Source organism: Caballeronia mineralivorans PML1(12), from assembly GCF_001028175.1.
GTDB lineage: Bacteria > Pseudomonadota > Gammaproteobacteria > Burkholderiales > Burkholderiaceae > Caballeronia > Caballeronia mineralivorans.
Window position 1 is genome coordinate 34,228 of record NZ_AEJF01000010.1, and the last position, 21,212, is coordinate 55,439.

General features: G+C 60.7%; 17 protein-coding genes. 10 read left to right on the top strand and 7 right to left on the bottom strand.

Annotated features, from left to right (window positions below):
* Positions 1-230: 230 nt before the first annotated feature.
* On the bottom strand, positions 231-1,646 hold the full coding sequence (locus EOS_RS01885; protein WP_047844909.1) for a phosphomannomutase/phosphoglucomutase: 1,416 nt from the start codon (positions 1,644-1,646) through the stop codon (positions 231-233).
* Positions 1,647-2,220: 574 nt separating this feature from the next.
* On the opposite strand from EOS_RS01885, the gene EOS_RS01895 reads away from it, so the two are divergent.
* From EOS_RS01895 to EOS_RS01915, 5 genes are read left to right on the top strand one after another with little or no spacing between them, the layout of a single operon-like run.
* On the top strand, positions 2,221-3,489 hold the full coding sequence (locus EOS_RS01895) for an oligosaccharide flippase family protein (RefSeq protein WP_047844955.1): 1,269 nt from the start codon (positions 2,221-2,223) through the stop codon (positions 3,487-3,489).
* On the top strand, positions 3,486-4,304 hold the full coding sequence (locus EOS_RS01900; RefSeq protein ID WP_047844911.1) for a glycosyltransferase: 819 nt from the start codon (positions 3,486-3,488) through the stop codon (positions 4,302-4,304). Before EOS_RS01895 ends, EOS_RS01900 begins: the two co-directional genes overlap by 4 nt.
* A 58-nt stretch (positions 4,305-4,362) precedes the next feature.
* On the top strand, positions 4,363-5,514 hold the full coding sequence (locus tag EOS_RS01905) for a glycosyltransferase family 4 protein (RefSeq protein WP_047844912.1): 1,152 nt from the start codon (positions 4,363-4,365) through the stop codon (positions 5,512-5,514).
* Positions 5,515-5,537: 23 nt separating this feature from the next.
* A complete protein-coding gene (gene galE, locus EOS_RS01910; protein ID WP_047844913.1) occupies positions 5,538-6,572 on the top strand; it encodes a UDP-glucose 4-epimerase GalE in 1,035 nt (344 codons plus the stop codon).
* A gap of 51 nt (positions 6,573-6,623) precedes the next feature.
* Positions 6,624-7,733: an MraY family glycosyltransferase gene (locus EOS_RS01915; protein ID WP_047844914.1), complete on the top strand. Its 1,110-nt coding sequence runs from the start codon at positions 6,624-6,626 to the stop codon at positions 7,731-7,733.
* Positions 7,734-7,797: 64 nt separating this feature from the next.
* Here the strand turns inward: EOS_RS01915 and EOS_RS01920 are convergent, their stop codons facing one another.
* Positions 7,798-8,619 (bottom strand): alpha/beta fold hydrolase, encoded by an 822-nt coding sequence (locus EOS_RS01920; protein WP_047844915.1) that lies wholly within the window; start codon positions 8,617-8,619, stop codon positions 7,798-7,800.
* A 708-nt stretch (positions 8,620-9,327) separates the two neighbouring features.
* Between EOS_RS01920 and EOS_RS01925 the strand changes: the two genes are divergently transcribed.
* Entirely contained in the window at positions 9,328-10,725 is a 1,398-nt protein-coding gene (locus EOS_RS01925) for an L-lactate MFS transporter (protein WP_047844916.1), read from the top strand.
* A gap of 33 nt (positions 10,726-10,758) precedes the next feature.
* Positions 10,759-10,905 carry an MFS transporter small subunit gene (locus tag EOS_RS01930; RefSeq protein ID WP_047844917.1) on the top strand — a complete coding sequence of 49 codons (147 nt, stop codon included), beginning with the start codon at positions 10,759-10,761 and terminating at the stop codon, positions 10,903-10,905.
* A gap of 120 nt (positions 10,906-11,025) precedes the next feature.
* Here EOS_RS01930 and EOS_RS01935 read toward each other — a convergent pair whose 3' ends face one another.
* Together EOS_RS01935 and EOS_RS01940 are read right to left on the bottom strand one after the other, a co-directional pair.
* On the bottom strand, positions 11,026-12,105 hold the full coding sequence (locus tag EOS_RS01935; protein ID WP_047844918.1) for a glycosyltransferase family 4 protein: 1,080 nt from the start codon (positions 12,103-12,105) through the stop codon (positions 11,026-11,028).
* Positions 12,105-13,352 (bottom strand): oligosaccharide flippase family protein, encoded by a 1,248-nt coding sequence (locus EOS_RS01940; protein ID WP_047844956.1) that lies wholly within the window; start codon positions 13,350-13,352, stop codon positions 12,105-12,107. The genes EOS_RS01935 and EOS_RS01940 overlap by 1 nt, the downstream gene beginning before the upstream one ends.
* A gap of 339 nt (positions 13,353-13,691) precedes the next feature.
* Between EOS_RS01940 and EOS_RS01945 the strand changes: the two genes are divergently transcribed.
* A complete protein-coding gene (locus EOS_RS01945; RefSeq protein WP_407639094.1) occupies positions 13,692-14,879 on the top strand; it encodes a glycosyltransferase in 1,188 nt (395 codons plus the stop codon).
* 54 nt (positions 14,880-14,933) lie between these two features.
* Here EOS_RS01945 and EOS_RS01950 read toward each other — a convergent pair whose 3' ends face one another.
* Together EOS_RS01950 and EOS_RS01955 are read right to left on the bottom strand one after the other, a co-directional pair.
* Entirely contained in the window at positions 14,934-16,115 is a 1,182-nt protein-coding gene (locus EOS_RS01950; protein WP_053063719.1) for an acyltransferase family protein, read from the bottom strand.
* A gap of 178 nt (positions 16,116-16,293) precedes the next feature.
* Positions 16,294-17,439 carry an acyltransferase family protein gene (locus EOS_RS01955; RefSeq protein ID WP_047844919.1) on the bottom strand — a complete coding sequence of 382 codons (1,146 nt, stop codon included), beginning with the start codon at positions 17,437-17,439 and terminating at the stop codon, positions 16,294-16,296.
* A gap of 735 nt (positions 17,440-18,174) precedes the next feature.
* Here EOS_RS01955 and EOS_RS01960 point away from each other — a divergent pair.
* Together EOS_RS01960 and EOS_RS01965 are read left to right on the top strand one after the other, a co-directional pair.
* Entirely contained in the window at positions 18,175-19,638 is a 1,464-nt protein-coding gene (locus EOS_RS01960; protein WP_047844920.1) for a hypothetical protein, read from the top strand.
* A gap of 80 nt (positions 19,639-19,718) precedes the next feature.
* Positions 19,719-20,912 carry a glycosyltransferase gene (locus EOS_RS01965; protein WP_047844959.1) on the top strand — a complete coding sequence of 398 codons (1,194 nt, stop codon included), beginning with the start codon at positions 19,719-19,721 and terminating at the stop codon, positions 20,910-20,912.
* Here EOS_RS01965 and EOS_RS01970 read toward each other — a convergent pair.
* Positions 20,901-21,125 (bottom strand): hypothetical protein, encoded by a 225-nt coding sequence (locus EOS_RS01970; protein WP_047844921.1) that lies wholly within the window; start codon positions 21,123-21,125, stop codon positions 20,901-20,903. The genes EOS_RS01965 and EOS_RS01970 overlap by 12 nt on opposite strands.
* Positions 21,126-21,212 lie beyond the last annotated feature (87 nt).

The window sequence follows — 21,212 nt, forward strand, 5'->3', positions numbered from 1 at the left end:
GGCTTTGGACCAAGAAATGACGTGTGCCGCCACGCACCGTGGCTAATAGTGATAAAGAAATCAGCCAACTTAAACCGACCGCAAGCCTGAGCAGCAGCAACCCGGCATTGCCCCCTCACCGCAAACCCCAGAACCGACCAACCCGGCACAGAACCAAGACCACCCGCCCCGGCAGACCCCAAAAACCGTCCACCGGCGCGAGCAAACACCCCCTGGCGCAAGCAGAAAAATCAGAACGGAAGTTGAGCGTCGGCCTTCTCCGCCAAAATCACCCGACGAAAATCTTCCTGAATACGTTTCAGCGCGTCCTCGCTGTCAGCCTCAAACCGCATAACAACGACCGGCGTCGTATTCGATGAGCGCGCAAGCCCGAACCCATCCGGATACTCCACCCGCAATCCATCGATAGTCAGCACATCATCCGCGCCCGTAAACTTCGCGTTCTTCTGCATCTTCGCGATCAACTCGAAATTCTCACCTTCATTCAGCTTCAGCTGCAACTCGGGCGTCGACAGCGAGTTCGGCAAATCATTGAGCAACTTGCTCGGATCAGCCACCCGCGAGAGGATTTCCAGCATCCGCGCGCCGGTATAAAGGCCGTCGTCGAAGCCATACCAGCGATCCTTGAAAAACACGTGCCCACTCATCTCGCCCGCCAACGGCGCACCCGTTTCCCGCAATTTCGCCTTGACCAACGAGTGCCCCGTCTTCCACATCACCGGCTCACCGCCCTGGTCGCGAACCCACTTCGCCAGATTTCGCGTGCATTTCACGTCATAAATAATCTGCCCGCCCTTGTTGCGCGATAACACTTCCTGCGCAAACAACATCAATTGACGATCCGGATAAATGATCTGCCCGTCTTTCGTGACCACGCCCAGACGATCACCGTCGCCATCGAAGGCAAAACCGATTTCCGCGTCCGTTTCCTTCAACGCCTTAATCACGTCCTGCAGGTTTTCCGGGTGCGCCGGATCAGGATGGTGATTCGGGAACGTACCGTCGATATCCGTGAACAACTCGACCAGTTCGCACCCCAGCGCCTTGAACAAACGCGGCGCGAGATCGCCGGCCACACCGTTGCCGGCATCGACCACGATCTTTATCGGGCGCGCAGGCTTGATGTCGCTGACAATGCGCTCAAGGTAGACCTCTTGGATGTCGTACTCGGTGTACGTGCCCGCACCGCTTGTGAAGTCGTCGTTCACGATGCGCTGATACAGCGCCTGAATCTGGTCGCCGTAGATCGCAGCGCCACGCAGAACCATCTTGAAACCGTTGTAGTCCGGCGGATTGTGGCTCCCCGTCACCACAATGCACGAATCCACGCGACGCTCGCCCGCAGGCAGCGCGAGCGGCACGCTGGCCGCGAAATAACCCACAGGCGTCGGCACCATGCCGATATCGACAACGTCCACGCCGGCTTCGCGCAAGCCGTCAGCAAGCGCGCCAACGAGTTCCGGCCCGGACAAACGGCCGTCGCGCGCCACGACGACCGAGTCGCCGCCCTGCTTCCTGATCTCGCTGCCAAACGCGCGGCCAATGTTGCGCGCGACGCCGGCATCGACGGTCTTGCCCACAATGCCGCGAATGTCGTAGGCCTTGAAAATGGACTGGGTAACTGGTACTTGCGGTGACTGGCTCATGGAATGGCTACCTGACTAATAATTTAAATGGTTCCGGGGCATCCCGAAGCGTCCCGGGTCATGAAGACCCCTCGATGCAGACCTGTTGCTGGCGATAAAAACCCGCCGTCGCCCGACGCGGGCCGATACGTGGCCAACCGCGCGGCCAAACGCGTGGTCAAACGCGTGGTCAAACTCATGCAATTCGGCCAACGCGCGAACGGCTAGAAACGATACCGGACGACGCGTGAAAAAATAACGAAAGAAATTCGTATTGCGCGTCATATAGCACAGCCTCGATCCGGGTTGCGAATTCCCAGCGATCTCTCCGCGAGCATCAACCACGCGGTTGCGTGCACTTTTCGCACCTATAATCGCAGTCTTTCCGCGCGGACCTGCGCAAATATTCTAATCCAATGCCCGGACGCTTTTTCACCGCGAAGTACAAACGTCACATCGAATGGCGGGAAACCGCACGTTGTTTGACGGCTCCCGACAGGAACGCGGCAAGTCCGGGCGAGTGTTTTACCGCAAGCGCCATGCCTATGGCCACACGAACCACGACCGCCACGACAACCTCAGGCACCGCCCACGGATGCTGAAACGGATCACGAACCCCGACATCACCAAGGCGCTGGCGAACATCGTCTGGCTCGGTCTCGAACGTCTTACCCAGATCGCGGTCGCCATCGCCATCAGCGGACTGCTCGCGCGCTACTTCGGCCCCGACGTCTTCGGCAAATGGCAATACGCCAACACGCTGCTGCTCGTGCTCTCGCCCATCACCTGGGTGTGCGGCGCCGAGATCCTCGTGCCGACCATCGTGAATCGCCCGGCAGGCCAGCTCGGCACGGTGCTCGGCAGCGCATTCGTGTTGCGCATGGGCGTGTCCGCAGCCGCGCTGCTTGTAACGTGGATTGTGACGTGGATCGGCATTGCAGCGGGTTTCACCGATCCCCTGGTCGGCGCCATGCTCGCCGGTCTCACCGTGACCATGCTGTTCCGCGAGCCGTTTGTCGGCGTGATCAACGCGTGGCTGCAAAGCATGACGTACAGCAAGCCGCAACTGCTCACCAGCATGCTCACGGCGGTCGCCAAGGCCGCGCTCGTGTACGTGCTCGTGCGCGCGGCAGCAAGCCCGGCGCGCTTCGGCTGGCTGTGGGCGCTGGAAGCGGCGGTTATCGGCGGGGTGTTGATGCTGTATTACATCCATCGACACGGCGGCAAGCTCGGCTGGCACGTCGACCGCTCGTTGTTCCGTCATTTCGCCAGCGCGGGAACGGTGTTCTGGCTCGGCCTCATTTGTATGTACCTGTTCCTGAAGCTGGACCGGCTCATGCTCGAGCGCCACATCTCGTTCGCCGATCTCGGCCGTTATTCCGCTGCGCAGCAACTCAACGAAAACTGGATCACGCTCGCGCTGATGCTCGCGCAGACCATCGCGCCGGCGTTCGTGTATCGCGTGCACGATGCCGTGCAACTCAAGCGCAACGTCGGCCGGTTGATCGCGATGACGGCAGTGCTGATGATCGGCGGCGCGATCGTGCTCGACCTGCTGGCCGGGTTCATCATCTCGCGCGTGTTCGGGCCGGCTTATACGGATTCCATCAGCATTTTCCGCTGGGCCGTGTGGCTCTCGGTGCCGGCGGGTATCGAAGCGATCGGGAACCTCGTCGTGCTTAAATACCAGGCGAAATTCGTGTTGCTCGCGAAGTGGCTGCTGGCGCTCGCGGTGGCCTTTGTCGTCAACCTGATCGCGATTCCGCGCATGGGCAGCTACGGCGCACTGACCGGGCTGGCGGCAGGGTATCTCGCGGCGGCGTCGGTCAATTTTTATTACATCCGCTTCAAGCTGCAGGTATGACGCCTACGACGCCCGCTCAACTGCTCACGCTCGACGACGTCGCCGTGCTGATCCCGGTGTTCAACGCCCAGCACGACCTGGACCGCACGCTCGCGTCCTTCTGCGAGCGCGCGCCGGTGCGCGTGCTGATCGTCGACGATGGCAGCCTGCCGCCCATCGTCGCGCCAACGGTCGCGAATCTGGTGATCGAAGTCCTGCGGATGCCGCGCAATGGCGGCATAGAGCTGGCGCTGCAGACAGGCGTGGCCGCGCTGGCGGAACGCGGTGTCAAGTACGCGGCGCGCATTGATGCGGGCGATCTCGCGACCCCGTACCGGCTGGAAAAGCAGCGCGAGTATATGGAGACACATCCGCAAACCGCGGCGCTCGGCATGTGGACGCACGTGGTGAGCATGGAGGGTGCGCCGCTGTTCGACCTTCGCCCGCCGACCGAGCCGGCCGCCATTCGCCGCGTCATGCTGTTGCGCTCGTGCTTCTCCCATCCTTCGATGATGCTGCGCGTCACCGCCGTGATCGAGGCCGGCAACTATCGGGCGCAATATCGCGCGGCCGAAGATCTCGATCTGTTCTTGCGCCTGATGCAGCGTCACGATTGCGCGAATCTGCCGGAATTCGGTGTGTATTACGAACTCAATGAGCACGGCATCAGCGCGACGAAACGCCGGACACAGACGCTGTCTACACTGCGGCTGCAACTGAAATACATGCGCTTGACGAACCTGCCCGACTGGCTCGGCGTGGCGAAAAACATCGCGCACCTGATGCTGCCTTCCGGCGCTGTGCGTGCGTTGAAAACGCGCTTGTTTCACGCCTGACTGGCTTAAGCCCTTGAAACAAACCCCCTGATTCAACGCCCTCTTTAAAACCGATCGAATGAACGCAGAGAAATCCCGCCTCCGTATTGCCCTTGTCTGCAACACCGCGTGGGCGATCTACACCTACCGGCGCGGCTTGCTGCGGATGCTGATCGAACGCGGCGCTGAAGTCTCGGTGATTGCGCCTCGCGACCGTACCTTCGCGCCGCTCGAGGAAATGGGCTGCCGATGCGTGGAGTTGCCCGTGGCGTCGAAGGGGACGAATCCCCGCGATGACCTCAGGACGCTAGCCGCGCTGTATCGCGAGTACCGGTCGACCCGGCCGCATATCGTGTTTCACTACACGATCAAACCCAATATCTACGGTTCGATCGCTGCAAAATTCGCGCGCATACCGTCCATAGCGGTCACCACCGGGCTCGGTTATGTGTTCATCCAGAAGAGCCGGACAGCGAGCGTCGCAAAGCGGCTTTACCGCTTTGCGTTCCGGTTTCCGCGCGAAGTGTGGTTCCTGAACCAGGACGACCGGCGGGCGTTCATCGACCAGAATTTACTGGTTCATCCCGATCGCGCGCAACTGTTGCACGGCGAAGGTGTCGATCTCGGCGAGTATGCTTTCAGGCCGCTACCGCGCGCCAACCCGCAGACGGAAGGCTTTTTTTTCATTTTAATTGGCCGTCTGCTGTGGGATAAAGGCGTCGCGGAATACGTCGATGCAGCACGCCGGCTGCGCCAAAAATATCCGTACGCGCGTTTCCAGTTGCTCGGACCCGTCGGCGTCGACAACCCCAGCGCCATCACGCTGGACGAAGTGCAGGCGTGGCAGCGGGAAGGTGTCATCGATTATCTCGGCGAGGCGCACGACGTCCGCGCGTTTATCGGCAATGCGGATTGCGTGGTGCTGCCGTCGTATCGCGAAGGCGTGCCGCGAACCTTGATGGAAGCGTCGGCGATGGGACGCCCGATCGTCGCCACCGACGTCCCCGGCTGTCGCGAAGTCGTCGAAAACGGCGTGACGGGCTTGCTGTGCGAGGTAAAAAGCGCCGACAGCCTCGCGCAGCAACTCGAGCGCTTGCTGCTATCGAGCTATACAGCGCGTGCTGAAATGGGCGTGGCGGGCCGCGCCAAGGTCGCGCGCGAATTCGACGAAAGCGTGGTCGTCGAGCGTTATAAAGGCACAATACGCGCGGTTACCGGCGTTTCACTCTAAATCACCCTCCGGGAGCGTTATTCATGACTGGTCACACAAGCGCGAAGGGCACGATCCTTGTCACGGGCGGCGCCGGTTTTATCGGCTCGCATACCTGCGTCGAATTGCTTAACGTTGGTTACGGCGTCGTCGTGGTCGATAACCTCGTGAACAGCAACGCTCAGGCGCTGAAACGCGTGGAACAGATTACCGGCAAAACGCTGGCGTTCTACGAAGCCGATGCCCGCGATGAAACCGCCCTCGCCCGAATCTTCGACGAACACCCGATCACCGGCGCGATCCATTTCGCCGCGTTGAAGTCGGTAGGAGAATCGGTGGCGAAACCGATCGAGTATTACCGTAACAACATGGATAGCCTGCTGGTGCTGCTCGACATCATGCGCGCGCGCGACGTGAAGAAGATCGTGTTCAGCTCGTCGGCAACGGTATATGGCGTGCCGAAGAGCGTGCCTATCGACGAATCGTTTCCGCTGTCGGCGACGAATCCCTACGGGCAGTCGAAGCTTATCGCCGAGCAGGTTTTGCGCGATCTGGAAATCTCCGATGCGGCGTGGCGCATCGCTACGTTGCGGTACTTCAATCCGGTCGGCGCGCATGAAAGCGGCTTGATCGGCGAAGATCCGGCGGGCGTGCCGAACAACCTGATGCCGTATGTAGCGCAAGTGGCGGTGGGGAAGCTTGAGCGCCTGCGTATTTTTGGCAGCGACTACGCGACCCACGACGGCACGGGCGTGCGCGATTACATTCATGTGGTCGATCTGGCGCGCGGTCACATCAAGGCGCTCGATGCGCTGGAATCGCTCGACAGCAGCTTTGTCGTGAACCTGGGCACGGGCCAGGGTTATAGCGTGCTCGACGTCGTGAAGGCGTTCGAAGCGGCGTCGGGTAAGCCCGTGCCGTATGAACTCGTGGCTCGCCGTCCGGGCGATATCGCCGAGTGTTTCGCCGATCCGGCCGCCGCCGCGAAGCTGCTCGGCTGGCAGGCGGAGCATGGCATCGAGCGTATGTGCGCCGATCATTGGCGCTGGCAGTCGCAGAATCCGAGGGGTTTTGCCTGACGTTTTTGTTCGGGCCTTGCCCGACACGTTCTTTTTAGTGGTTATTTTTTCATGCTTAGTTTTGCGCTCGGTTTTCTCGTTTCGCTGTTCATCACGCTGTTGATCGTGCGGTTTGCCCATTTGCACGAAGGCCTTTCCGGCGATAGCGATTTTGCCGGCGTACAGAAGTTTCATGCGCGGTCCGTGCCCCGCATCGGCGGGGTCGGAATTCTGGTCGGGCTCACCGTCTCGGCCGTGCAGCTTCGATGGACCTATCCGCTTGTATCGAGCGGCATCCTGGCCATTGTTGCTTGCGGGATGCCGGCGTTTTTTTCCGGACTCGTCGAGGATCTCACCAAGCGGGTGACGCCGGTCGTGCGCCTGGTTTGTACGATGGCCGCGGCCGCGCTTGCCTATTTTGTGCTGGGGATCGCGGTCACGCGCATCAGCGTTCCGCCGCTGGACTTCTTGCTGACCTACAGTCTTATTTCCTGTCTCGTGACCGTGGTCGCGGTGGCGGCTTTAGCTAACGCAATCAATATCATCGATGGCTTCAACGGACTCGCGTCCATGGTCGCGTTCATGATGTTCGCGTCGCTGGCGTACGTTGCGTTCCAGGTCCACGATCCGGTGGTGTTGTCCGCCTCGCTGATCATGATGGGCGCGGTGATGGGCTTCTTCATCTGGAACTTTCCGGCCGGGCTGATTTTTCTCGGCGATGGCGGCGCTTATTTCATCGGCTTCATGCTGGCGGAACTGTCCATCATGCTCGTGATGCGTAATCGCGACGTCTCAGCGTGGTTCCCGGTCTTGCTGTTCATGTATCCGATCTTCGAGACGTGTTTTTCCATCTATCGGAAGAAGTTTATTCGCGGGATTTCGCCGGGAATTCCGGACGGTGTGCATCTGCATATGCTGGTCTATAAACGGCTCATGCGCTGGGCAGTCGGGGCCCAGAATGCACGCGAAATCACACGGCGCAATTCGCTTACCTCGCCCTATCTCTGGTTGCTCTGCCTCGTTGCCGTGATTCCCGCCACGCTGTTCTGGCGGCATACGCTGCATCTGTTCTGCTTCGTCGTGGTGTTTGCGATCACCTACGTCTGGCTCTACGTCAGCATCGTCAGGTTTAAATCACCGCGATGGATGGTGTTCCGTCGCGCTCATCCGGTGAAGAAGTAGCGTTGCCGCGCCGGCGGTTTCTCTCGCCGGCGCGTCCCCTCCTTTTAGCTCGATTTAGCTCGATTTAGCTGGAAACGAACGCCAGCAAATCCGCGTTCACCTTCTCTGCCTCGACCACGCACATGCCGTGCGCGCCGCCCGGATACACCTTCAGCGTGGCGTTCTTGACCAGCTTCGCCGACTGTCTTCCCGCTGCGTCTATCGGCACGATCTGATCGTCATCGCCATGCAGGATCAAGGTCGGTACGTCGAACTTCTTCAGGTCCTCGGTGTAATCGACTTCCGAAAACTCCCTGATACACGCGTACTGCCCCACGATGCCGCCTAACATTCCCTGCGCCCAGAACGAATCGATCACGCCCTGCGATTTCTTGGCGTTGTCGCGGTTGTAGCCAAAGAACGGCATTGCCAGATCCTTGTAGAACTGCGAGCGATCTGCCGCCACGCCTGCGCGGATGCCGTCGAATACATCCTTGGGCAAGCCGCCCGGGTTAGCTTCCGTCTTCAGCATCAACGGTGGCACGGCCCCGATCAACACGGCCTTCGATACCCGCCCCGTCCCATGACGCCCGATATAACGCGTCACCTCGCCGCCGCCCGTGGAATGGCCCACCAGCATGGCGTCCTTTACGTCCAGTGCGTCGAGCACAGCGGCCAGGTCGTCGGCGTAGGTGTCCATGTCGTTGCCCCGCCCCGGCTGGCCCGAGCGCCCATGTCCCCGCCGGTCATGCGCGATGACCCGGTAGCCCTTCTGAACCAGAAACAACATCTGCGCGTCCCACGCGTCCGCGTTCAACGGCCATCCATGCGAAAACACCACCGTCTTGCCCGTACCCCAGTCCTTGTAGAAAATCTCCGTGCCGTCCTTCGTCTTGATCGTGTCCATTGAACGTGCTCCTTAAGGTGAGATAACACGCTACGTCCACCGTCCATCATCTTCAGCGTGAGCGCAACGCGCGGGGTTTAGCGAAGGCGCTGCCCTACCTCCGCCATGCGAATCCTGCGCCCTTCATGCGACGCCTTGATGTTTTCTTTTGACCCGGATCGATCGTACAAAACAGCGAGGGAATTGACCGGGAAGGCGGTCGGCGTTCGTACAGGGTAGGGCACGAAACCCGCGTCGCAAAGACTTGGATATACGCACTGCAGCAGATGCAAATTGCTGCTGGGAAAACGCCAATTAATCTTCCGGCATCGATAAGTCTCGTTTATCCCTTCAGAAAGCGCGCGCCGAGCCGTTATTACGCATATTTGCCTGCTGTCTGCCTGCTGTCTATTGGAAAGTCCTGTTTTTTACTTATCCGGACTCAGTAAAACCGGCCAAGACCAGGGTTGCCCTGTCGGTACAAATACTTATGTCTGAAGATATCCTATTGCAACTAGACGATCGCTTAACTATGGTGGTACGGATGCACTGGCGCATGAGTATTATGAAATTGAACGTCATATATCACCTGCATTCTCATCCCTTCATCGTGCAAACAGCCCTAGGGCGATTGGGCGGCATGTCGGCAGCGCTGCCGACATGCCGCTGAAGTACGCCTATAAAAAGCAAACGATAAACAGCGCAAATAAACCAGATTGGAGATTCAGAATGAGCTCTCAGACCGGCAGCACAATACCCGGTTCGCCCGGATTTTTTTCTAAAGAAGCAACCGTCGCAAAACCCGGATTTTCACGCTGGATGGTGCCGCCCGCCGCACTCGCCGTGCATTTGTGCATTGGTCAGGCTTACGCGTTTTCTGTCTTCAATGCGCCTCTCACGCGCGTGATCGGGATCACGGAATCGGCGCCGGACGACTGGTCGCTCACCACACTCGGCTGGATCTTTTCGCTTGCCATCGTGTTTCTCGGTTTGTCAGCAGCGTTCGCCGGCAAATGGCTCGAGAAAGTCGGCCCGCGCCGCACCATGTTCACCGCGGCATGCTGCTTCGGCGGCGGTTTTCTCGTGGCCGCGCTCGGCGTGCATCTGCATCAGATCGTGCTGGTCTATCTCGGCTACGGCGTGATTGGCGGGATCGGGCTCGGGCTCGGTTATGTCTCGCCGGTGTCTACGCTGATCCGCTGGTTTCCTGACCGGCGCGGCATGGCGACGGGCATGGCGATCATGGGCTTCGGCGGCGGCGCGATGATCGCAGCGCCCGCCTCCGTGGCGCTGATGAACCACTTCAAGAGCGCGACCAGCAACGGCGTGACCGAGACCTTCGTGGTGCTCGGCATCATCTATTTCATCTCGATGTCGATCGGTGCGCTCGCCATCCGCGTCCCGCGTGCAAACTGGACGCCGGCTGGCTGGACGCCGCCGGTAAGCAACGGCAACAAGATGATCACGCGCAATCACGTGCATATCGACCAGGCGCTGAAGACACCGCAGTTCTATCTGATCTGGCTCGTTCTGTTCCTCAACGTGACGGCGGGTATCGGCGTGCTGGGACAAGCGTCGGTGATGATCCAGGAAAGCTTCAAGGCATCGATTACGGCTGCGGCCGCGGCCGGTTTCGTCGGCCTGCTTTCGCTCTTCAACATGGGCGGACGTTTCGTGTGGGCATCGGCGTCGGACTGGATCGGACGCAAGAACACCTACTTCGTGTTCTTCGCGCTTGGGGCGGTGCTGTATCTGCTGGTGCCGCAGTTCGCGCAGAGCGGCAACGTTGCGCTCTTCGTGCTCTCGTATTGCGTGATCCTGTCCATGTACGGCGGTGGCTTCGCAACCGTCCCGGCCTATCTCGCCGATATGTTCGGCACGAAGTACGTGGGGGGCATTCATGGCCGCCTGTTGACGGCGTGGGCCGCGGCGGGCATCGCGGGTCCCGTGCTGGTGAACTACATTCGCGCGTACGAAGTGGCGCATGGCGTGGTCAAGGCGGACGCCTACACCACGACGCTGCACATCATGGCTGGACTCTTGGTGATCGGCTTCATCTGCAACCTGCTGGTGCGGCGCGTGAACGAGAAACATCACATGAGCGCGTCCGCACTCGCGGCAGAATGAATCCACTGAACCTACTCTAGCCCGGAGAACGCGATGAACGCCGATACCAATCTGAACCACGACCTGAACGCCGCGCCGACCAACAAACTTCTGCTCGGCGTGTTCTGGATTTATGTGATCGTGCCGCTTGCATGGGGCGTGATCAACACGCTGGTCCAGGCGACGAAGTTGTTTCATTGAACCACTGATGCTTCGGCGCCGCCGCATTGCGTCGAACAAGCGTCGATAAAACAAGAACGCCGGCTGTTCCTATGAACAGCCGGCGTTTTTTGTTCCGCATCAACCTTAACAGCCCTATGCTCAAGCCGCCGCACCCGCCATGCTGCCCGTCACCTGACGCGCGACCGCGAGATAGCGTTCGGCGGTATCGGCGAGCGTCAAGCCACCTAACGGCCGCTGCGCACGCCGTTCCCCCAACGCCATCACGAGCGCGCGTGCATAGGTCGAGGTGTCCTCGGGATCGAGCAGATGCACGGCCGGGAAATCCGCCGCGAAGCTGAACGGCCGGATATCGCTGGCGACGATCGGCACGCCCGATGCCAGCGCTTCCAGGAACGCGATGCTATGGCCTTCAGAGCGCGAGGGCATGGCGAACACGCTCGCCTTGAAGAGAATGTCGGAGACGTCGGAGCGCGGCCCTTCCACCGTGACCCGCTGCTCGAGCCCGAGCTTCGCCACAAGATCCTTCACCGCTGTGAAATATGCGGGATCTTCAATCACGCCGACCAGCAGCAAGCGCGCAAGCGGCACCTGCTGGACCACTTCGTTGAACGCATGCACCGTCTGCAACTGGTTCTTCACCGACGTATAACGCCCGATCTGCACGATCTGCGCGTGGTCATCGGCGGGATCGGCGTTCAGGCCCGGCGAAAAGCGCGCCATGTCCACGCCATTCGGAATGAGCTGCATCGACGGATGCTGGCCGACGGCGGCCACATAGTCGGAGATATTCGCTGGCGACACCCCGATCACCGCGCGCGCGCGCCGCGACAACACCCGTTCGATACGCCGGAACAAACCGCGCTCGAAGTCGTTGGTAGCGGAATGCATGACGTACACCACGGGCGCCGCGATCGGCAGTGCGCGCACGTAGAAAGCAGGAATGGTCGCGTGGGCAAACACCACGTCGGGGCGATAGTGATGAACCGCCTGGTACAAATGCCACAGCTTGCCGAGCGTGCCGTGTGACCCGCTGGGGAACATGCATTCCACACCGTTGGCATCGAGTTCACGGCGCAGCATGACGAAGTCGTCGTGTTGCGGCCGCAGCGACGCCATCCCGACGATCTCGCCACTCTTTTGCTGATGAATCGCCAGGTCCTTAGCCAGGACTTCCGCCCCCGAGAGGCGCGGTGCAAGAACGAGATGAAGGATGCGCATCACGCCTCCCTGACGATGCGAAACAGCATCCAGCCGGCGGCGGCGCCAAGGCCGACGGTCATCGCCCAGGCAATGCCGGTGACGCCCCACAAATGCGTTGCGACCGGCACGGTGACGAGCAGCACCACGGCCTGGATGATGGACGCATGCGTCGCGACTTTCGGCAGGCCGACTGCGCGCAGATACGACACCAGCACCGCGATGATCGCGCCGATGGCCATGTTCACCACGAAGATGCGGAACAGCGGCACAGCGGGCAGCCACGCCGTTCCCAGCACGAGCTGGAAGAGCGGTTCGGCGGCAAAGCGCAGGAAGATCACCAGCACCACGAGGCCACCCGCGATCAGGGCAAGATAGCGGCGGAACAGCCGCGCGGCGAAATCCGCATCCTTGCGATGATGCGCGGAGAAGGTCGGAAACAAGTACTGCGACATGGCGATAGCGGCATCGGCCAGCAGCATTTGTGCGAGCTTCGAGGACATCTGGTACGCGCCCAATTGCGCCGGCCCGAGCAGCTTGGCCACGATCACCTTGTCGAATTGATTCAGCAGCAGGTTCACCACGCTGCCTGCCCAGATCCAGCGGCTGAAATTCACGTAATGGCCGATACCCTTCCACGACAACCGCAGCGGCGGACGCGGCGACATGGTGGTCCAGGTCAGGGCCGTCTTGAGCGATTCTCCCGCCACCATGCCAAGCAGAACCGAATAAGCACCCGCGCCGCCAAGAGCAAACGCCAGGCCGATCGCGCAATCGAGGAATGCCGACGACATCTCCACGCCCGCGATGCGCATGAACCCGCGTTCGCGCGTAACGATGTAATAGGCGGGCGACGCCACGCCGCGAATCAGCGGCAGCAGCGCCGCGAGTTGCAACAGCAGCAGCGAGCCGCCCAGATGAAACTGCTGGTTCATCAGCGGCGCCGCGCAGACAATCAGGACCGCGATCAACACACCGCGTGAAGCAAGCGTCGTCCACACGGCGCCAAGTTGCGAGCGGTTCGGCGTTTCGCGGCCTTGCACGACGGCTTGCGCGAGGCCGGTGTCGCTCAGCGCCTCTGCTATGGCCACAGCGAGCAACGCCACGCTTACGCTGCCGATTGCCGCGGGTCCGAGGATCCGTCCGATGGCCAGGAACTTGACCGCGACGAAACCTCGTACCACGATCTGTTGCAACAGGACCCAGATGGCCGCGTCCTGATCGAAACGCACGCTCGCGGTTGAAAATGGTAAGCGAACTGCTCTCACAGACATTCCTCGCGTCGGGTCGATTTTTTGTAGTTGGAGCGTGGCAAACGGGTTGCCCGCGAGACGTGACTTTTCATTAGCGATGTGTGCCCAAGGTTTCCGCAAAGGTAACGTGGCGCGCCCTGCGCCGTGCGCCATCTCGTAGTCGATATCGGCCCTCGTGTGTGCTGCCTCACTGTCTTTTTTCGCCAGGGCCATACCCTGACTTTGGCGGTTACGCAGCGTCCGGCAATGCTAGTGTGGCGATATCGACTGATGTTTGCTGCGGTGCGGCGCGTTTGGGGGTTTTTGCGTTTTGCCGCGCGGCACCATGCCCTTTTGTACGCTTTCAAAAAAATAATGACTATGGCCAATGACACGCTCGACACCGTGCTGATTGTCGAACCGAACTTCACCGGGCATCGCTGGCGTTACGCCGAGTGGGCCGCTGCAGCTTATGGGGAAGCGGGGTATCGGTGCGTAATAGTGACCGACCCCGCCAACGCGGGTCATGCGCTGGCAAAGCGCATAGCCGGGGAGAAACGGCCGGAATTGCAGATCCAGTTTGTGGCGCCGCTCGAGCATGACCGGCGTGGTGCCGCAAAACTCAGTTACGTGCGGTTTTTCCGCGATTTCAAGCACGCATTCGATGTCGCCAGCCGCAACCGCAAGGTGGCGCTCGTGGTGGTGCCCTACGTCGATTATTTCTTTTACTCGCTGCCGTTCACGGGTTCGCCGTTTGGCGCAACACCGTGGGTGGGCATCACCATGCGTGCCAATTTTCATCACGCCAAGGTAGGCGTGAAAGCGCCGCGCGAGCCGCTTGTGAATGCAATCAAGGCGCAGTTGTTTCAGCGTGCTATTCGTACGCCGGGTTTGAAGACCTTGCTCACGATCGATCCCACGCTGACCGAATGGTGCGCGGGCCATCAGGCAGCCCGTAGCGCGGCAGTTCAGTATCTCGCGGATCCATTCCCTGACGCGACGGCCACGGAGCCACTGGCGGCCCGTCAGCGCCTTGGGCTTGGCGCCGGCAAGCATGTGCTTGTCTATGGCGCGATCACCGAGCGCAAGGGCATTCAGGAACTGGTCGCAGCGCTTGCGCAGCGGACTGGTTCTGACCGGCCGACGCTTGTTGTCGCGGGAGCTCAGGACGATGAGACCCGCGCGTTCTTTTCTTCAGCAGGCAAGTTATCCCCGCCGGCGGTGTTCATAGACCGGTTCATTACCGCCGAGGAGGAGCTGGATCTGTTTTCCGCCTGCGATGTCGTCTGGCTTGGTTATAAAGGGCACTACGGCATGAGCGGCGTACTGGTGCAGGCGTACCGGTTCGGCAAGCCCGTGGTTGCCACGGCCGATGGGCTGATCGGATGGTTTTGCCGGACCGGTGAGCTGGGACCCGTGGTCGATGATTTATCGGTTACGTCGATTAATCGCGCTTTCGATAAAGTGTTCGAGCAACGGCCCGCAGCGCCGGCCGGGGACCATTTGCTGGAACGCAATACCTTGAGCCACTTCAAGCAGACGCTGCGGCAGGCGATTATTTGAAGGTTCGAGCGCGATCTGGCTTGGCTGGCGCTTTAGCGGTTCTGCAAACCCGCCTCAAATTCCTTCAGTCCCATCAGCGGCGGCGCCGCGCCCGTTCGGTGCTCTGAGAGCGTCCCTCGCTAACCATTCCCGTGCCCAACGTGAACACGGCTCTTCAATGCGCCGTGCGGTAAACCGCGCACCTGCATAAGCCACGACGGTCGCCACCACCATCGACACGGCAAAAACCAGGACGCCGTGATACTCGGCAAAATCATCGACGGCATCGATCCTGACCACGGCCCGCACGCCGAGAATCGCGATGAAGTGCCAGACATAAATGCCGAAGCTATAGCGCCCCAGCATCACCAGCGCGGGCGCCTGCAACGTGCGCGTAGCTATGCGCGTCAACGGCAGCATCAGCGCGGCAGTCGCCGCCGCCGCGAACGTCGGCGCAACACCGTGAGCCATCCCGCGCCCGGTACCGGCCAGGAATAGCGCGGCAACCATGACCAGTCCACCCGCCACGAGCCATCGGCACGCACGCAATGGCAACACCCTGTCGCCGATTAAATAATCCTTCGCCAAATGCCACGTCCAGAACCCGACGATAAAACACGGCAACTGCATCGGCGGCCAGAAATAGAAATACTCGTTGTTCACTACGCGGCATGCAGGTCCGCCATCGCAAGCGCCAAAATGCCAGCACGACACCGCGAACAACGCGCTCAGTATCGACACGACAATCAGGCCCCGCGTCGTCCGGCAAATGAACACCAGCGCCGGCGCGATCATGTAGAAAAACATCTCGACGCCAATGGACCAGCCGCCCGGCACGACACTGTCGATCGCCGACGGAACCCACGCATGGATGAAGATGAGGTTGCAGATGACATCGGAGAAATCGTGCGGCATCTGCATGTGGCCATGCACAAGGCGAACCGCGTAATCGACGGCCGTGTAACCGATGATCGCCAGGTAATAAAGCGGCGCGATCCGCGCAAAACGCTTCACATAAAAATTGCGCAAGACCTCGCGCGTACCGCTTAACCGCTGTACATCATGCTCAAGCGAAGCGGAAATCGTAATCGCGCTGATCACGAAGAAACACTGCACGCCGTACTGACCAAGATTGGCAAGCGTATCGAGCCACACCGGACTTGTCACCATCCACGGCGCAAGGTGAACCGCAATCACACCGATCACGGCAAGCGTGCGGCCCACATCGAGCGCGGCGATGCGCGCAGCCGCCGTCATCGGCAAACCTTCGGGTCGTCGATCAGTGACCGGTAATCGTGTTTGACGCGACAGTAATGAAGTGCTTCCATGGTCGTTCCCAGACAACAAGTTGGCACGGCTTGGGCAAGCGCCCGAACAATTCGGTCAATCAAGGGGAGAAACCGCGCTTAGGCAAACGCGGTTTCAACAGACGCGCTCAGGAGACGTGCGTGCTCACCACAGGCACTTCCATTTCGCCTTTGCGCTTGGCTGGGAACAATGCGTCACGAATCTTGAGGAACGGGAATTCGATTGCACGCGTGGTCACGTAGCCGATCACGATCGCGATGCAAAGCTGCGCGCTCAGCACGAGCGCCCAGGCAGCAAGCGACGGAACGTGCATGGCAGCCATCTTGCGGATCATGATGTCGGCGGGCGCGAGCGCCAGCGAATGCCACAGATAGATGCCGTACGAATACACCCCGATCCACGCTACCGCACGATACGCGATCGAATCGCGGATAGCCCCCGAGTATTCGACCGCGAGCACGATCGCGGCCGTAAAGCCGATAGCCTGGATCGTGTAGCCAATACTTTCATCCAGCGCGATGTGCGGCGTAGCCAGCACAAGCCACGCAATCAGGCCGGCCACCATGCTTAGCAGCAGCCATTTCTGACTGGCGAATTTCTTGTAGACCTCAGGTTTCATCCAGTAGAACGCGGCGAGGATCACGCCGAACAGCAGGCTGTCGATGCGATACTGTGTCTGGAAGAACGCGGCATCCAGATCGCCGTTCGACACCACTGCGCAACGCGCGAGCAGCACGATGCCGCACAGCCCGAGCAAGGTCGCGATGATCGCATTCGCCCCCACCTTGAAGCGCACGAAAAGCAGCAGCAGTGCGGGCAGGAACAGATAGAAATGTTCCTCAACCGCCAGGCTCCAGGTCTGATTGATCGACGAGCCCAGGTAGTTCTGCAAGTGCGTCAGGTTCTGGAACAGGAAGGTGTCGGTGGGATGGCGGCCGGCGAACACATGGAACAGGATCAGCACGTAATACGCGGGCCAGATCTTGAAGATGCGTCGAATGATGAAGCGCCGTGCATCGATACGTCCTGCTTCCGAATATTGCTTCAGCAGCAGCCCGCCCACGAGAAAACCGCTCAGCGTAAAGAACAGGTTGACGCCCTCGCGGCCAAAGCTTTTCAAGGGATATTCGATCCAGCTGACAAACGAATAACCTGTCTTGACCGAGTGAAAGTGAAAACCCATTACGGCGATGATCGCAATGCCCCGCACGAAGTCGAGCTCGATCGTCCGGTTCGATGTTTGTTGTGTTCGTGGTGTGCCGAACAAGCCCATGGTATTTCCCCCTTTGCGGTGGCGCGTGCGCCTCGCGTCTCCGACCTGTCTTCGGTATTTTTTCCTGACTCTCCAGGCGAAATCCGCCGCCGGTTCAATCTTGACTGGCAGTCCCTGAATCTTCGTCTGAGCACTCCGGTTTCATCCGCCAACATCACGCCGTTCACGGACAGGCACTGCGGGCTGTCGCACGCAAGCGACGCCTCGGGTGCTTGCCGCGCGTTGCGCTGCGGCAATCACCCGACCCTCGAAATCCCTGGCAGAAAGGGGTTTTGCCGGGCGTCGAGTGCGGCGCCGCGCACGCGGCGGCCCGTCGATTCAAGACGAAGACTAGTGCTTAACCGCCTCCTCCGATGCAGCCGATTCGGCCACTGCTATATTCCGAGCAACCAGTCAGCAGCCTCGGGGAAAGCGCTGACCATCGAACACAGGCAGCGCGTTTTTGGTCTGCGCTGTGCCGCGGGAAGCGTTGGTCAGTTGCCGGTTGCCGGAATGATTTATGCGGCGCTGTGATGCCATCTGGATCCTTCGCTTGACTCACGTCGGACGTCAAGCCGCCGACAGGTATCGAAGGCGCTATGCGATCCATGCAACGGAAGGAATGCCTCCGGCAAGGCATGCTCAGGAAAACGATTGAGCAAACGATGCCTGGATCCTTATCAGGTCCCATGCGGCGCCGAACTTCGAAATGTCCGCAGCCAAGACTCAAACCTGAGAGTTGAAGAGAGACAAGCCATGCGCAACAAATACACGACCTTATGGATCTGGCTGCTTCTATGCCCTCTCGCGCTGGATTACAAGGCGGGCCTGGACGACGGCAGCCACGTAATGCAGGTCGTCATGACACTGCCGGTGCTCGGCGCCGGAGCGATCCTCTGGCTCATCGCGCCGAGCTTCACGCGCCGCTCCCGGTTTCGTTCGATCATCACCGCCGCGGTCATCGCGACGGTGGTCGGCAGCGTCGTGGCGCAGCTCATGCAAGGCAATGACTTCGGCAACTACCTGCGCACGCTGCTGCCCTTCGGGCTGTTCCTGCTCGGCTACCTGGCCGCGTGCCGGCCGTGGCAAGCCGATCGGCTCGAGCAGTTCGAAAAGGCGTTGTTCTGGTCGATGGTCATCTCGCTCGTCTTCAGTTTCGTCTACGGCATGACGACCAGCGGCGGGCCGCTCGAAGACGTGCGTTACCGGATCGTATCGGTGACCTTCCTTGGCTTGCAGGGCGTCATCCTGCATCAGTTCGTGGTGGCCAAACGCATCACCAAGGTTACGCTCGCGATCTTCCTCGGCACTATCCTGATCGAGCTGCTGAGCGTGACGCGCAGCTTGCTGGTGGGTTCGGTCGTGCTGTTCATCTTCGCTACGTGGTTGTCGGCGCCGTCGGCGCGGCATCTGGTCAAGGCAGGCATGCGCGCGGTGTTCACCGGCTTGCTGATCGTCGCGATGGTGGCCGGCGCGGCCTCGTTTTTCCCCGATGTTGCCGGGCACTGGACGCAGCGAATCTACGCGTCGAAGGAAACGACTTCGGGCATGGACCCGACCACCATCACGCGCCTTGCCGAGATGAAGGATCAATACGATCAGGTCACGTCCACGCCGTCCGCGTTGCTCGCCGGCAAGGGCTATGGCGCGATATATCACTATTCGCCCGACTATCTGCCCGACCTTGCCGGACAAATCTCCAAGAAGGACTTCTACGCAATCCGGGAATTCGCCGCCGGCCACAACTTCTGGGTGTACCAGTTCTTTGCGGGCGGTTTGTTATTCGGTCTCTGGATGCCGCTTGCAGTACTGCTTGCCCTAGGTCTTGGCGGAGTCGCGTATCGCGTATGGCGGCGGCGCGTGCCCGACCTGCTGTACCTGCCCGTGATGGGGCGTTCGCTGCTGTTGCTCGCGGGCTTGCCGGCGACGTCGATCGGCGGCAATCCGCTCGGTCCGCGTTACTCCGGTCTCGTGTTCGGTGTCGCGCTCGGCCTGCTGGTCGCGACTTATACGCGCCTCTCATACGCCATGCAGGTACGCGAAGCACAGCGTGTCGCGCAACAAGGCATGCCGAAGAAACGCCGGCCGGGAACGCCCCCGCCGTCACCGTCACCGGCCGGGGCACCTGTCGCCATGCCGATGCCCGTGTCCACACGCGCGCCGACGCTGAACGAAGGCCGCAACACCACGGACACGCTGTCGCGCTTTACGTCGGCATAGGGATAAAGCCGGCCTTGGCCGGCTGGCGATCTATACCGATGCACATCGATCCACCGGTCAATCATCAAGCGGCGCCTGCAATGAAGATCCTGCATCTGTTATCGACTATCGACCCGCGCGCGGGCGGTCCGACTGAAGGCGTCCGACAAAGCGGCGTCGACATGACGTCGATGGGTCACGAAGTGGAAGTCGTCACGCTCGACGACCCGGCCGCGCCCTGGCTCGCCGCGTTCCCGCTGACCGTGCATGCGCTCGGGCCGTCGCGTGGCAACTATGGCCTGACGCCGCACCTTGTGCCCTGGCTTAAAAGCCACGCTACGCGGTTCGACGCAGTGATCGTCAACGGCCTGTGGCAGTACCACAGCTACGGCGCGTGGAAGGCGCTGCGCGAGCTGGACGTGCCTTACTACGTGTTCCCGCACGGCATGCTCGATCCGTGGTTCAGGCGCACCTATCCGCTCAAGCATCTGAAAAAATCGCTGTACTGGCCGTGGGCGGAATATCGCGTGTTGCGCGATGCTCGGCGCGTGCTGTTCACCGCCGAGGAAGAGCGTGTGCTCGCGCGGCAATCGTTCCGGCTTTATAGGGCGAATGAGGAAGTGGTGGCCTTCGGCACCAATCCGCCGCCGGCGTTTTCTGCGCCGGTACGCGATGCTTTTCTCGCGGCTTATCCTGGGCTCGATGGCAAACGCCTGCTCCTGTTCCTTGGCCGCATCCATGAGAAAAAGGGCTGCGATCTGCTGGTCAAGGCGTTCGCCGAGATCCGCGATATCGATCCGTCGGCACACCTCGTGATGGCGGGTCCGGACAGCGGCGAATGGACTCCCACGCTGCAAAGGCTTGCCGGTGAACTGGGTATCGCCGATCGCATCACGTGGACCGGCATGCTGCTCGGCGATATGAAGTGGGGTGCCTTCCAGGCAAGCGATGCGTTCATCCTGCCGTCGCATCAGGAGAACTTCGGCATTGCGGTAGCTGAAGCGCTGGGCTGCGGCCTGCCTGCGCTGATCTCGGACAAAGTGAACATCTGGCGCGAAGTGGAAGCGGACGGTGCGGGGTTCGTCGCATCGGATACGGTGGCCGGGACGGTGGCGAGCCTCAGGCACTGGCTTGAACTGGAACCCTCGCTGGCTGCGGCGATGCGCACGCAGGCCAGGCAGACTTTTCATCGACGCTTCACGGTTGAGGCCATGTCGAAGGATTTGCTGCGGGTGTTGCAAGCGGGGGCGAGAGAAGGCGGCGGAACGGTTGAGAAGCGCCCATTAACCGCGTAAGGGGGTCGCTCGCAGAAGCGCCGTATCTCGCCGCGGGTCGGCCAGCCGGACAGGATGAGCTCGCTTGACGTCTGCGTGCTTGTACTCGAGCAGATAGCGCGCGACTTCGTCGGAGTTGGCCATCATCGCTTCGAGTTCGGCCAGCGCCTCGTCGCGGATGTCGCGGGCCAGCACGTGCATGCGCACACCGACGCTGCGCCCCGCGCGTGACATCGACTGACTCGCCTGCGTGATGCCTGCAGGAGCATCGCCGTAGCGCTGCCAGCAATCGCTCCATTCGATGGCGCATCGATAGACAAG

Excerpts from the sequence above, each read along its gene's own strand:
- EOS_RS01885 (WP_047844909.1), bottom strand. The coding sequence starts at position 1,646 with ATGAGCCAGTCACCGCAAGTACCAGTTACCCAGTCCATTTTCAAGGCC.
- EOS_RS01895 (WP_047844955.1), top strand. The coding sequence starts at position 2,221 with ATGCTGAAACGGATCACGAACCCCGACATCACCAAGGCGCTGGCGAAC.
- EOS_RS01900 (WP_047844911.1), top strand. The coding sequence starts at position 3,486 with ATGACGCCTACGACGCCCGCTCAACTGCTCACGCTCGACGACGTCGCC.
- EOS_RS01905 (WP_047844912.1), top strand. The coding sequence starts at position 4,363 with ATGAACGCAGAGAAATCCCGCCTCCGTATTGCCCTTGTCTGCAACACC.
- galE (WP_047844913.1), top strand. The coding sequence starts at position 5,538 with ATGACTGGTCACACAAGCGCGAAGGGCACGATCCTTGTCACGGGCGGC.
- EOS_RS01915 (WP_047844914.1), top strand. The coding sequence starts at position 6,624 with ATGCTTAGTTTTGCGCTCGGTTTTCTCGTTTCGCTGTTCATCACGCTG.
- EOS_RS01920 (WP_047844915.1), bottom strand. The coding sequence starts at position 8,619 with ATGGACACGATCAAGACGAAGGACGGCACGGAGATTTTCTACAAGGAC.
- EOS_RS01925 (WP_047844916.1), top strand. The coding sequence starts at position 9,328 with ATGAGCTCTCAGACCGGCAGCACAATACCCGGTTCGCCCGGATTTTTT.
- EOS_RS01930 (WP_047844917.1), top strand. The coding sequence starts at position 10,759 with ATGAACGCCGATACCAATCTGAACCACGACCTGAACGCCGCGCCGACC.
- EOS_RS01935 (WP_047844918.1), bottom strand. The coding sequence starts at position 12,105 with ATGCGCATCCTTCATCTCGTTCTTGCACCGCGCCTCTCGGGGGCGGAA.
- EOS_RS01945 (WP_407639094.1), top strand. The coding sequence starts at position 13,692 with ATGACTATGGCCAATGACACGCTCGACACCGTGCTGATTGTCGAACCG.
- EOS_RS01950 (WP_053063719.1), bottom strand. The coding sequence starts at position 16,115 with ATGACGGCGGCTGCGCGCATCGCCGCGCTCGATGTGGGCCGCACGCTT.
- EOS_RS01955 (WP_047844919.1), bottom strand. The coding sequence starts at position 17,439 with ATGGGCTTGTTCGGCACACCACGAACACAACAAACATCGAACCGGACG.
- EOS_RS01960 (WP_047844920.1), top strand. The coding sequence starts at position 18,175 with ATGCGCAACAAATACACGACCTTATGGATCTGGCTGCTTCTATGCCCT.
- EOS_RS01965 (WP_047844959.1), top strand. The coding sequence starts at position 19,719 with ATGAAGATCCTGCATCTGTTATCGACTATCGACCCGCGCGCGGGCGGT.
- EOS_RS01970 (WP_047844921.1), bottom strand. The coding sequence starts at position 21,125 with ATGTCACGCGCGGGGCGCAGCGTCGGTGTGCGCATGCACGTGCTGGCC.